The sequence below is a fragment of the Moorena producens 3L genome (assembly GCF_000211815.1).
Lineage (GTDB): Bacteria > Cyanobacteriota > Cyanobacteriia > Cyanobacteriales > Coleofasciculaceae > Moorena > Moorena producens.
Genome location: NZ_GL890823.1, coordinates 111048 through 123463, shown reverse-complemented (window position 1 = coordinate 123463; position 12416 = coordinate 111048). Strand labels below are relative to the sequence as shown.

Below are 12416 nucleotides of genomic sequence, written 5' to 3'. Positions count from 1 at the left end.
AGAAAAATGAAGTTAACATTACATTAAATAAATTCTTCACTTATATGTCAATTTTGGCGGCGATTGCAGTTTTGGCAGTCTTGATTCTTGTTCACGAGCTGGGTCATTTTATGGCAGCTCGTCTGCAAGGAATCTATGCCAATCGCTTTTCTCTTGGCTTTGGTCCAATTCTATGGAAATATCAGGGTCCAGAAACTGAGTATGCAGTGCGAGCGATTCCCCTAGGGGGGTTTGTGGGTTTTCCTGATGATGACCCCGATAGCGAGATTCCCCCCAATGACCCCAATTTGCTCCGCAACCGACCGATTCTAGACCGGGCAATTGTGATTAGTGCTGGTGTCATTGCTAACTTAGTCTTTGCTTACTTCCTGCTTGTGGCTCAGGTAGGAATGGTTGGCATCTCCCAATTCAACTACCAAGCGGGTGTGGTAGTGCCTAAACTTGCCCCAGAAAGCAGTTTAGTGGCTACAGAAGCAGGCCTTAAACCAAGAGACATAATTCTCGCCGTAGATGGTCAAGAGTTGGAAGCAAACCCGGAAGGGATTACTTTCCTGATGAAAGCGATTCAAAATCATCCCAACCAGCCCCTGGAAATGCGGATACAGCGTCAAAAACAAACGCTACTGTTGAAGGTGATTCCGGAACCAGGGATAGATGGGAAAGGAAAAATTGGTGTACAACTGTCTCCCAATGGGGAGGAAGTGCGTAAGCGTGCTGGTAGTTTGCTGGAGGTATTCAGTCGTGGTGCCGAAGAATATCAACGCATTACAGTCTTAACCCTGGAAGGCTTTGGTCAGCTACTGAGTAATTTTGGCGAAACAGCGGAACAAGTATCCGGTCCAGTGGCAATTGTGGCGATTGGAGCCGATATTGCTCGTTCCAACGCTGTCAATCTTTTACAGTTTGCAGCTCTGATTAGTATCAATCTAGCGATTATTAATATCTTGCCTCTACCAGCCCTTGATGGTGGTCAGCTGGCTTTCTTACTGATTGAAGGACTTCGAGGTAAGCCCTTGCCCATGGAAGTACAGCAGAATATTATGCAAACTGGGCTAGTGCTGCTTCTGGGTTTAGGTGTCTTCTTGATTATTCGGGATACAGCTAACCTGGGTTGGGTACAAAACTTATTCCAGTGACCCGTGTTTGGTTGTTACAGGTTACAGGTTACAGGTTACAGGTTGCAGGTTGTAGGTTACAGGTTACAGGTTGTAGGTTACAGGTTGCAGGTTGTAGGTTACAGGTTGCAGGTTGTAGGTTACAGGTTACAGGTTACAGGTTACAGGTTACAGGTTGCAAGTTGTTACAGGTTGCAAGTTACAGGTTACAGGTTACAGGTTGCAGGTTACAGGTACAAAGATTTCTTGACCTAGGTTAGTTTACCCTGTTGGTTTTACTAGTGTAGCTTCAGAAGACATTGACCCTAAGATATTGTCAACCTTCAACCTTCCAACCTTCCAGCCTTCCAACCTTCCAACCTTCCAACCTTCCAACCTTCCAACCTTCCAACCTTCCAACCTTCCAACCCATGAGTATTAGCCGTAAATGGTCTGCCAAGCAGCAACGATCCCTAGAGATTCTAATTCGCCTTAAGCGACTCTATCCGGAAGCCACCTGTACACTGAATTACGAAACACCAGTACAGTTACTGGTGGCAACCATTCTTTCAGCTCAATGTACTGATGAACGTGTGAATCAGGTAACACCGGGGTTGTTTCGCCAGTTTCCTGATGCTGTGGCCATCGCTAGTGCTGATATAGAAGTCTTGGAAACTTTAGTGCGCTCTACTGGCTTTTATCGCAATAAGGCAAAAAATATTCAAGGTGCCTGCCGCATGATTGTTAAGGAATACGGTGGTCAGGTACCGAAACAAATGGACAAACTCCTCAAGTTGCCTGGAGTTGCTCGTAAAACCGCCAATGTCGTACTTGCCCATGCCTATGGTATTAACCAGGGAGTCACTGTAGATACTCACGTCAAGCGCCTCAGTCAGCGTTTAGGATTGACAAAACACAAAGATCCCATCAGGATTGAGCGAGATTTAATGGGGCTTTTGCCCCAGCAGGATTGGGAAAACTGGTCGATTCGGCTGATTTATCATGGTAGGGCAATTTGTAAAGCCCGAAAACCTGATTGTGATGCTTGTGTTTTGGCGGATTTATGTGCCAGTGCAGATCTGGCTGAGAAAACGACTACTACAACACAGAGCTGGAAAACTAACGCTACTGTACCAGCCTCTGATTAAGTTCATCGGATAAGATAAAAAGGCAGTGTCTTCTTTTAGATAGAGTTTCGAGAATTAATGGCTAAAAAATCAATGATTGAGCGCGAAAAAAAGCGCAAAAAAATGGTAGAGAAGTACGCAGCTAAGCGGGAGGCGCTCAAGGAAGAGTTTAAAAATGCTGCGACTCAACGAGAAAGGTTAGAGATCCACCGGAAAATACAACAGCTCCCCCGCAACAGCGCCCCCTGCCGTGTGCGGAACCGTTGTTGGGTTACAGGGCGTCCTCGGGGTTACTACCGAGACTTTGGACTATCTCGCCATGTTTTGCGGGAATGGGCGCACCAAGGTCTATTGCCAGGTGTGGTTAAATCAAGCTGGTAGGTTAACTGGTTGCAGGTTTTAGGTTGCAGGTTACAGGTTGCAGGTTAACAGGTTGCAGGGTAGAAGATTTTCTGACTTACCGTAGTCTACCCTTCGGGTTTTCCTACTGAAGAGGAGCATAGCTACTCTCCCTTGAGCTTAAACCGACCCTTGCATGACGCTCTGGAAACTTTCAACCTTGGCCTTGCGGCCACGCTACGCAAACAAACCTGAAACCTGAAACCTCTACTGGCCACAACAGCGATCAATGCCAAGACTTTCTAAGAGTAGGTCACTGACAGCGTTAGCGATCGCAAATTCCCCGTAAAAACTTTCTCGAAAGTCAAACGCCTGCATTTCTGTAACAATAGCAATCACAAGTGAACCCAAATCATTTTCTCCCTCCATCCGTTGACGGACGAAAATCTGGGCGGCGCGTTGTGCAATCGTTTGATTAATTGCTTCTGGGAGAAACTCTTGATCTAGCCATTGCGCAAGAGTTTCTCGTAACCATTCACCTTCCTGCTGAGGATTTGCAGCCGGTGGCAGAGTAATCGCTGGAATTGGTTTCGGTTTAGCCATAAATAAGGTTTAATGACGGCTAAGCTAAATAGTTTTCTGTTGACCTTTGATTCTATGATACTGTCAACACTCAACACTTAACACTCAAGACTCAACACTCAACACTCAACACTTCATACTCAACACTCATACCAAGTTGGATTCAAAGATAGTCGATTGCTTGGATAGGGAGATAGGGAGATTGGGAAATTGGGAGATTGGGAGATTGGGGGTAGAGAAAGTTTTACCTTTGACCGCAACTTAGTATCAATACTAAACAAACTGATCCTGCTATTAAAGAGCAAATAGTCTCTTGACTCGCTTGCGAACCCAAACTAGAAGATTTTTGTCATCTTCTGCCGCATCCAACAAACCCATTTTCCGCATCTGTTTTTGTCGCTCAGCTAATTCTTCCTGATGCTTGCCTAATTCCTGGACAATAATCTCCGATAGATCTGGATAGTCCTTCAATAGTTGTTTAAAACCTTTATTGTTAATTACAAATAGTAGTGACTCTTCTAACCCTCTAACTGATGCTGTTCTTGGTACGCCTAACATTAACGAAAGTTCGCCAAAAAATTGACCGGCCTGAAGATTATTGAGAGTTTTGTTAATCCTCTCTACAAAGACTTCGACAGAACCAGCTAGGATAATATAAAACGCATCTCCAGGGTCGCCTTCATGAAATAAAATCTCTGAGGCACGTAAGCGCTTTCGGTATCCAATTTCAATTAATTGCCTTAGTTCTAATTCAGTAAAATTTTTAAAATAATCGACCTGCCGCAGTAAGTCACGTAACGCTAAAGGTCTAGGTGTTTTAACTTTGAATGGCTGCTGAGTTGATTGTCCAATATTTTCTTCAATAGTTTCAATATTTTCGCGGTGAATGTCTCTCGCCATCAGGGCTTCAGGGTTGCGCAGCCAAAAATCCCTTTGAGGGAAAGGAATTGAGAGTCCCTGCTGACGTAAATTATATTCAATAATAAAATTCAAAGAACTTCTTATAAAAGGTTCTTGATCAATTCGATTGACCCATACCCGAAGTTCAAAGTTTAAAGAACTATCACCAAACCCTTTAAAAAGAACTCTAGGTGTCGGCTCAGATAAGACGGATGGTTCTAAATAAGCAGATTTTAACAGGACTTCTGTCACTAATACTGGGTCACTATCGTAAGCGACTCCTACAGGTATGTGTATACGGGCTTTATAGCTGTCAAAAGTCCAGTTAAGCATTCGGTTTTCCACCAAATGAGAGTTAGGAACTACTACATCTCCACCCTCCCTTGTCCGGATGATTGTAGACCGCATGGAGACTTCTTTAACATATCCGGATAACCCATCAAATTCAATGAAATCACCAACTCTTATTGTTCGTTCTAAGAGTAATGTCACACCACTGATAAAGTTTTTAGTTATATCCTGTAGTCCAAAACCAATTCCAACCCCTAAGCCACCAGCAATAACGGCTAATGAACCCAATTCAAAGTGATTATTCAGAACAATTACAATGCCTAATATTCCAAATGCGTAACTGATGATTGTAGCGATAACTGCTCGATTAGCTTCGTCAATCCCCATTTGGGGAAGTAGCTCTTGTTTTAGAAAGTTTTTTAGGGTACTAGCCAGAAAAATTACTATCATTAAAGACAGTACTAGCTGTATTATTAATTTAATAGATACTTTAGTATTACCTACTTCAAAAATGGTTAACTTAATTAGATCTAAACCACCTATAAAATATATAATATATACCAATACGATTAAAATTGCATAACTAATTATTTTAGATAAAAATTCTCTTTTATTTGGATCATTAACTAGCTTATTAAGCAGTTTATAATTCAGGAATTTTTTGAAATCTTGAATTATAAATTTAGCAATTAAAAATAAAAAGATTAATTGAAGTATGGTGAAAATAGATACAGGCACTTCTCCTAGTTGGAAGAGAGATTTTTTTAAGAATTTTGGAACTAATTGATCAAGAGGCATAAATAACTGCTTTTCAGCTATGAATCTATATTTATACCACTTAATCTTAGTATTATTTTAGGATTCAGATCTCAGAGTTGCTATTTACCACTTTTCCAGCTGGCAACTCCTAGACCAGTTAAATTCGTTGAACGAGCTACCATGAAGCGCTTTGAGCAACACAACTACTTTTGAGTCAGGCACAAGTAAAAAACCTGACAACAAACCTGACAACAAAGCCTAAAAAGCCATTGCCACACTGACACAATCACTAATCACTACACTAATCAGTACTCAGTACTAGCTTCAAGTTAGCTTCAGAGATTATTACATATTATACCATGTTTGACAATGATGTGACGGTCTCTGTCAAATGTAATCATACCACGGTTATGGAGTTCTCCTAGAGTTTTAGTTACTGTGACCCGAGAGGTGCCGATGGCATTAGCTAGATTCTGATGGGTCATGCGCACACTCAAGCGAGTGCCCTCGGGAACTGGCTCCCCCATTTCCTGTTTCAATAAGAATAATAACTGCTGCAAGCGGTCTTCTACTCGGCGCAGTCCAGCGATCGCTAAAAGTGCTTCTGTCTGTTGTATCCTGTGACCTAGCTGATTCAATAGGGAATGAGATAGATGAGGGCACGCTTCCAATTCAATCATCGAAAACCATTTAAGATGCACTTCGGATAAAGCTTGAGCCTGATAGGTGTCTAGAGCAGCCAACCCAATCCGGAAAGAGGTATCGGGCAATGCCCAACCTAGTAGCACTTCCTCTCCATCAAGGTTAATTTTACTGAGTTGAACAATACCTTGACAGACTTGCCAGATCCCAGGTGCAATCAAAGGAATCATTTCCCCCTTTGAATACCAACGCAGCCGCTGTCGCTGTTTTTGTCCGTCTTGGGATATTCCGTGAAAGGCCTTTTGGATTAGAGGCATTGTTTATAAGTTCTGTAGCTTCTAAAGCTCTATTAAACGCTCTTGATAATGGGTAGGCAAAATAGTTTTGGTTTACCGTTGACTGTTTACCGTCCAGGGTTGACCGTACCATATACTTAAGAGTAAACAGTCAACAGCCAGCATCCTAACTTGATTTCTCCCTACTTAGCTTATATTTCTTCTTAACTGACATCAAAAACCTATACCAGGCTTGTGCTGGTTGGTCGTAAAATGTGAAGATATCCCCATAAGCAACTGTTGCATCCTGATGATGAAGCCAATGCTTTTCTGGAGTAGTAATGCACAAGAAGTTGCAAAGGCGCTCTAGGGTCTGGGGAGTTTTCCACTCCATCACAGAAACATGCCTCCAGATCACATGAAGCTCACCCAAGACTAGTCCCAAGATAGTTCCTAGAGGAGAAATCTGCCAGAACCAAGGCACAAACATCAAATAAGGAAAGGCACCTGCGAAACCATCAAGGATTACCAGGGGGTTCTTAGTTAATACAGCATAGTGAATGAAGCTACGATTCTTACTATGGTGTACTATGGCATGGAATTTACCAAAAATGTGCTCAGGGACATGGTACACAAAAGTAGAAAGAAAATCCCCAAGTAGTAGCTGCACTAAAGCAACCAATAATATCTTAATGATAAACACATCTAACTCCTCTTCGTATGCGCTGATCTTAGTCAACAAACGTTAAGGTTTGTCAAAGAAGAGGTTAAACTTAAATTTATTATTTATTGAAGGTATGCTACTCTAGCAATTCTAAATCATTCTTGGACAATAATCGTTATATTATCTAATAGTTTCAATTAAGCCAATGTTTGAAAATTATGACTTATGACTTCTAGTTTTTCAACTTCATCTAAGTTGTACCACTCCTGAACGACGCGCTACGCTATATAATTTGAATTACTGAATTAATTGATATCCCTTTGCGGTTAATAGTTAATAGTTAATTGTCCCTTAACAATTAAGGAACAACTTTCAATGCTCATTAGTCAAACGAACAGGATATCAATCTGTCTATATATGAGCTATAATTGAATCCAATATCAAGCAGTTTTTTGATTAAAAACCATACTAACTTTAACTAGGGCTTGCTAATTTAATTAGCCATAATTTTAATTAGCTAAATCAAGTCTGTATGGACTTCTCGTTTTAAAAATTACAATTATATCCCACAACTATCAAAGTTTTTTGAGAGGACTGACCCAGTAACGCTACTTTTAGTCCCGTGGCCAGCTAAACATGGTCTAATAGAGAGTAAGAGGAAAAAGGTTAAATGGTAAGAAGAGGAGGATAATTCTAATGCACCAAATTAAGCTGGCTAAGCTAGTAGGAACCCACGGCGTGGGTTCCTACTAAATAAGCGCATTTAGTGCCCAGTTTCAGGTAAGTCCTATTTGAATGACGAATTACCAATTACCAATTACCAATTACCAATTACCAATTACCAATTACCAATTACCAATTACCAATTACCAATTACCAATTACCAATTACCAATTACCAATTACCAATTACCAATTACCAATTACCAATTACCAATTACCAATTACCAATTACCAATTACCAATTACCAATTACCAATTACCAATTACCAATTACCAATTATCATAAATTACCAATTATCATAAATTACCATAAAAGTTCAATCTTCCATTTCAGTTGACTCAGTTTGATCGGATTGGGTGCTTTCGGCATTTATTAACGTATTATTGAATGAATTGATGTTCCGCTTTCCTTCAGAGGCACGCTTATCCAAAATTGTCTTCAGCCTTGCTGAAGGCATTTCTCCATTAATATGAATCTGAATTTTCGGACCCGAACTAGCTAGACGAATAATCATCCCATCGATAACCGGCATTTGGGTAATCCGCTTGCCATCCATATAGGTGCCATTGGCACCTAAACTGATAATTTCCCAACCATTAGGATTTCGCCGTAGTTCTACATGGTGACGGGAAACTACAGCGCTATAGAGAATAACATGATTATCGGTTGACCGGCCAATCCGAATCACTGATTCTGTTTCAAAGGGCCAACTTTGAACAGGCACAGACTGGAGAGGATGCAGTAGGGTTAGGGTAATCGCCGGTGTCACATCTTTCAAGGATTTTGTCCTCACGGCCTGATACTGTTAACTATCCCCCACCGACACGACGTGGGATTTCCTTGCTTATACAGCCAAAAAGGCTGCCAGAGTTAGTCATATCTGCTTAGATTGGCAAGGACTGACATGCACCCCAATTAAGGCACACCTATATTAATATAGAATTTACTGTAAACAGTGACATACTACCGACGCTGACAAGCACGGTACAGCGCGGGCTTCTTACCAACTCCAGCTATCCCTATCGGGCTTTGCCCGACGCGGGGCGCGTTCGGATACTCGATAAGCTTTATTAACGACACGGGATGCCCCTCCGCGCCGGAACAATACAAAAAGTTCTATCTCCAATGTAGCTGCAGGTGCGACCTGTGGCGAATTTAATTCGCCGACGGAAAGCGCACCTATGGAATTTTACCCATTCACAGATAACTCAAACTATTGAGTCTTTTTTCTGAAGGTCACCCTATATTCCAGGTTTTTAAGGTACAGGCGCGTAGGTGGGGCACTGGTTCCGTTGCATGGGACAGGTATAGCCCTTGTCTAGTAGGTGGTTACAGAGCAGATCGAATACTAAACAGTCCAGACCAAGACAGACCTGTTTCCATAATTCCTAACTTCACTGCAGGAACAACTTTAGTTGTGAAATGTACCCGAACAAAATTGTGAACCACCCAAAACACATCCAGGGTTCAAAGCAAATGTTGACGGGACTTAGCATAGGTATTGGCTCGACGCCTATTGGCACTATTGCGCCGCCGCATCGATGGATTAAATCCATCGATATGATTGGCATTTTTCTCGTGTTCTGGAACCTCTGAGTTTGTTTGCGGATGCTCTGGTACGGGAGCTTGGTACTTCTTGCGAGGACGACCGACCCGCTTTTTGGCTCCCTTATTCAAGAGTCTGACCCGTATGCCTTTGGGCAAGCGTTTGGGTGGACGACCCGGCTTGCCATCACGCACCAATTCATGGCAAATCTCAAACAGCAAGTTACCATAGCGGCGTTCCCCATCTGTAAACAGGCCCTCGGTCTTGGGTTTGCTCTATATAGCAGAAGTCAGAAGTCAGAAGTCAGAAGTCAGAAGTCAAACTCTTGCGCTTCTTGATGCAATAGCGAGTGGGGGAAACCCCCAAGACCGCTTAGGTGCGCTTTCCGTTGGCGAATTAAATTCGCCACGGGTCGCACCTCTGCATCGCTTACAAAGGGTGTGAGACTTTTGTCATGTCCTAACTGCCCTGGCGACTGCTATAACTTGAACTAACACCTTGATGGCGTGGTTCTTACAGTTGTTGCTCTTTTTGACCACAATGTAATTCCCACAAAAACCGACTGGCTCTATCCATCTCGACGATCGTCCAGCCCTCACTCAGCTTTTGTGGGACGTTTTTGTTGACCAATGTGTACAGTTCATCCCCAACGATTACCAGTTGCAGAAACTGATCAAGCAAGGCGTACAGCATCAATACAGGTTTAAGCCCACCCAAACGTTCTTCCCAATCAATCACCGTTTTCAAGGAAACGTTAAAGGTACGAACCACACGGAGACCCATCCCTTCGCTTCTGGCTTTGAGAATCTCGATAATGCGACTTAAGGGGGTGCGCAGTCCTGCTATGGGGGTGGCGAAGGTCTCACGCTCAGTACGTATCGCACTCAAAGCAATGGTAGATGGTTCGTGTGCCGTTTTGGGTCTCATAGCGGTCGTGGGGTTTAACTTGTGGACTACCACACAACGGACAATTTTGGGATAATAACTCCATTGCTCACCTCTAAGTCGCGACAGGTCAAATCTTACCTATTATCCCTCCTAATTCAGATATAGCAAGACTTTCAACCACCCGCTTAACGGAACCAGTGCCAAACTCCCCCGATAGTAAACTGCCCCGACCTAGCTAGCGCTTTAGGTCGGGGCTTTGTCCGAGATCAATTTTGCACAACCAGCTGTCACACCCACCTAGCACCGGAAACTCAAGAACTTTGGAACAAAAATGTCACTTTATCACCTTTCCCCAAGCTAATGCGATCGCCTGTTCTTAGCCGATGCCGATTGCCTGGTGCTAGAGACGTGTGGTTGACATAAGTGCCATTGGAGCTGCCTACATCTTCAATATAGTAGGTATCCCCCTCCACTCTGATATCCGCGTGAATGCGAGAGACAATGTCTGAGTCAGGAAAACCAGAGACATCAATATCCGGGGGAATTTTATCATTGGGCTTACCCAGATGAATCACCGATATATGCTGCGGTAACTCAATTGTTGTATTGGTTTGCATATGCAGCAGTTGAGCTGATATTACCTGCAACTGAGTTTGGGCAGTACCTCTATTGGGTACAGGGGGCGGTGGCGGGTTCTCTAAGTCAGCTTCTGGTATTGACGGTGATGGCGAGTTTTGGCTAGATTCTTCCTGAGAAAACCCTAAATTGCCAACGGTAGGTAGCGGCAATGGCAGGGTTTCTAAGTCAGGATTCTGCGGTTGAAATGCTTCTGAGTTGAGGGCTGGATTAACGACCGTAGCTGGCATAGGGGTGGTAGATTCAGCATCATCAGAACTGATAGGATTGGATGCTGGATCGGGGACTTGAGTATTCATAGCCATGGGTATAGGTTCAATAAGTGGGTCTGGGGATACCAAGTCGGGTATCTCTGGGGTAGAGTTTGACCCTGATTTCTCCCCTTTCTCCATATTGGCACCCACATTCAAGTGAAATCCACACTGACCACAGAAGCTTGCGTCAGTCTGAACTGTTGCACCACAGTTAGGACAGCTGGTAGTGGAAGGTAAGGGAGTGTAGCAGGCTTCACATTGGGTAGCCCCTTCCGGATTTTGGTGATTGCAGTTAGGGCAAACAATCATAGAACTTTAATTTATTATTTTTAACAGCTATTATCTAGTTTCAGATAATGTGACGATCATACACTTCCCGATCGGGCAAGTGTAGGCTTAATGCACCTCTTAAGGCTACCAGAACTCCTTTCTCCTTTGGAGACTCTGCGCGAACGAGGTACTATTAGTGATAGAACTATCAATAACTGGATTCCATCATGGCGCGTTTTCTTGTCAGGAACACGTCCTGCCCCACTTGTAATAGACTTGATTGAAGTTACTGTTTCGCACTTAATCGTTCACACTTGACACTTCCGCGCTTGTCAATGTTTCAAATCTTGACCTGCTGATTCATCTAGAAGCCACCAAAGTTCTCCTTGGGGCTGGATCAACCGAGCTGGATAGGTTTGTGGATCAGCTTCGGGGGCAAATATTTGAGCCAAGGCTGCTCTTTTGCCAGCACCAGCAACCAGAAACATAACGCAGTTGGCATGGTTAATCAAGCTCGACGTAAAGGTGATTCGTGGTTGACCATCTTTGTTGCCAACTGTAACTAGTCGGTCTTTTACTTGCAGAGCCTCTGTATGGGGGAATAGGGAGGCAGTATGGCCATCATCACCAATGCCTAACAAAATTACATCAAAGTGAGGAAACTCTCCTACTGGTATGCCAAAAAACTCATACAGTTGAGCTTGATGTTTATCGGCATCAGCAGTGGGACTAGAGCCATCGGTGGGCATGGGGTGAATGTTAGCCTCTGGTATATCGACTTTGTCTAACCAGGCCAGACGAGCCATCCTTTGATTACTATCCGGGTGCTCGGGACTAACATAGCGTTCATCACCCCAAAACACATGAATGTTATTCCAGGCAAGGTCAAAGGTAGCGATCGCTTCGTATAAAGGCTTGGGGGTGCTACCGCCAGCAAGGGCAATGGTACAGCGACCGTTAGCCTGGATTGCTCCTTCGATTTTACTGAGGACAACATCAACAGCTCGCCTAATCAAAGCTTCTTTATCCGGTACAACTTCAACCACTTTGTTCATAAAACCTGTCTGCCGAGGAACACTACATCCACAAGACTACCGTTAATCAGCGATTGTGCGATCGCTTTACCTGATTAAGGAAGAATACCACGAATTATCCTAACACCTTGATTAGTGGTTAATGGTTAATGGTTAATGGTTAATGGTTAATGGCTAAGGCTGGTGACGCTCACCTAAAATGTAGAGCGCGGGACTTCCCCTCTAAAACTTAACACCAGCTAGGATGTTGGAGTTAGGATTCTTGATTGCCATAGGTTAATATGGGCAAAGCGCCATGGTTGGCCTTCGTGCTATTCTATTTTTACACTTGAGTGAGTACTCCAAAAACTACTCCAAAAACTAGTAAGCCAGTAATTTGAGGAGGAATTAAT

General features: G+C 43.3%; 12 protein-coding genes and 1 pseudogene. 4 read left to right on the top strand and 9 right to left on the bottom strand.

Annotated features, from left to right (window positions below; genetic code table 11):
• Window positions 1-44 precede the first annotated feature (44 nt).
• From rseP to rpsN, 3 genes are all read left to right on the top strand, one after another.
• Window positions 45-1136 (top strand): RIP metalloprotease RseP, encoded by a 1092-nt coding sequence (gene rseP, locus LYNGBM3L_RS02275; protein WP_008178559.1) that lies wholly within the window; start codon window positions 45-47, stop codon window positions 1134-1136.
• A 389-nt stretch (window positions 1137-1525) separates the two neighbouring features.
• The gene (gene nth / locus LYNGBM3L_RS02265; RefSeq protein WP_008178553.1) at window positions 1526-2242 is read left to right on the top strand and encodes an endonuclease III; all 717 of its coding nucleotides are present in this window, start codon (window positions 1526-1528) and stop codon (window positions 2240-2242) included.
• A 57-nt stretch (window positions 2243-2299) separates the two neighbouring features.
• Entirely contained in the window at window positions 2300-2602 is a 303-nt protein-coding gene (gene rpsN / locus LYNGBM3L_RS02260; RefSeq protein ID WP_008178551.1) for a 30S ribosomal protein S14, read from the top strand.
• 225 nt (window positions 2603-2827) lie between these two features.
• Here rpsN and LYNGBM3L_RS02255 read toward each other — a convergent pair whose 3' ends face one another.
• The 4 genes from LYNGBM3L_RS02255 to LYNGBM3L_RS02240 form a co-directional block, all read right to left on the bottom strand.
• A complete protein-coding gene (locus LYNGBM3L_RS02255; RefSeq protein ID WP_008178549.1) occupies window positions 2828-3163 on the bottom strand; it encodes a DUF8822 family protein in 336 nt (111 codons plus the stop codon).
• A 273-nt stretch (window positions 3164-3436) separates the two neighbouring features.
• Complete coding sequence (locus LYNGBM3L_RS02250) at window positions 3437-5131, bottom strand: cyclic nucleotide-binding domain-containing protein (RefSeq protein ID WP_008178547.1); 1695 nt, start codon at window positions 5129-5131, stop codon at window positions 3437-3439.
• A 296-nt stretch (window positions 5132-5427) separates the two neighbouring features.
• The gene (locus tag LYNGBM3L_RS02245) at window positions 5428-6051 is read right to left on the bottom strand and encodes a Crp/Fnr family transcriptional regulator (protein ID WP_008178544.1); all 624 of its coding nucleotides are present in this window, start codon (window positions 6049-6051) and stop codon (window positions 5428-5430) included.
• Between the two features lie 145 nt (window positions 6052-6196).
• Complete coding sequence (locus LYNGBM3L_RS02240; protein WP_008178542.1) at window positions 6197-6748, bottom strand: sterol desaturase family protein; 552 nt, start codon at window positions 6746-6748, stop codon at window positions 6197-6199.
• A 720-nt stretch (window positions 6749-7468) separates the two neighbouring features.
• Here LYNGBM3L_RS02240 and LYNGBM3L_RS46900 point away from each other — a divergent pair.
• Complete coding sequence (locus tag LYNGBM3L_RS46900; RefSeq protein ID WP_008178540.1) at window positions 7469-7681, top strand: hypothetical protein; 213 nt, start codon at window positions 7469-7471, stop codon at window positions 7679-7681.
• A 31-nt stretch (window positions 7682-7712) separates the two neighbouring features.
• Here LYNGBM3L_RS46900 and LYNGBM3L_RS02230 read toward each other — a convergent pair whose 3' ends face one another.
• From LYNGBM3L_RS02230 to pgl, 5 genes and pseudogenes are all read right to left on the bottom strand, one after another.
• Window positions 7713-8189 (bottom strand): FHA domain-containing protein, encoded by a 477-nt coding sequence (locus tag LYNGBM3L_RS02230; protein ID WP_229414261.1) that lies wholly within the window; start codon window positions 8187-8189, stop codon window positions 7713-7715.
• Window positions 8190-8725: 536 nt separating this feature from the next.
• Window positions 8726-9196 (bottom strand): annotated as a pseudogene (locus tag LYNGBM3L_RS50100) (IS1 family transposase); the annotation flags it as partial.
• Between the two features lie 259 nt (window positions 9197-9455).
• Window positions 9456-9869, bottom strand: coding sequence for a hypothetical protein (locus tag LYNGBM3L_RS02220; protein ID WP_008178534.1), 414 nt, complete (start codon window positions 9867-9869; stop codon window positions 9456-9458).
• A 272-nt stretch (window positions 9870-10141) separates the two neighbouring features.
• On the bottom strand, window positions 10142-11029 hold the full coding sequence (locus LYNGBM3L_RS02215; protein WP_008178531.1) for a double zinc ribbon and FHA domain-containing protein: 888 nt from the start codon (window positions 11027-11029) through the stop codon (window positions 10142-10144).
• 293 nt (window positions 11030-11322) lie between these two features.
• Window positions 11323-12045, bottom strand: a complete 723-nt coding sequence (gene pgl, locus LYNGBM3L_RS02210; RefSeq protein WP_008178529.1) for a 6-phosphogluconolactonase — start codon at window positions 12043-12045, stop codon at window positions 11323-11325.
• Window positions 12046-12416: the final 371 nt, after the last annotated feature.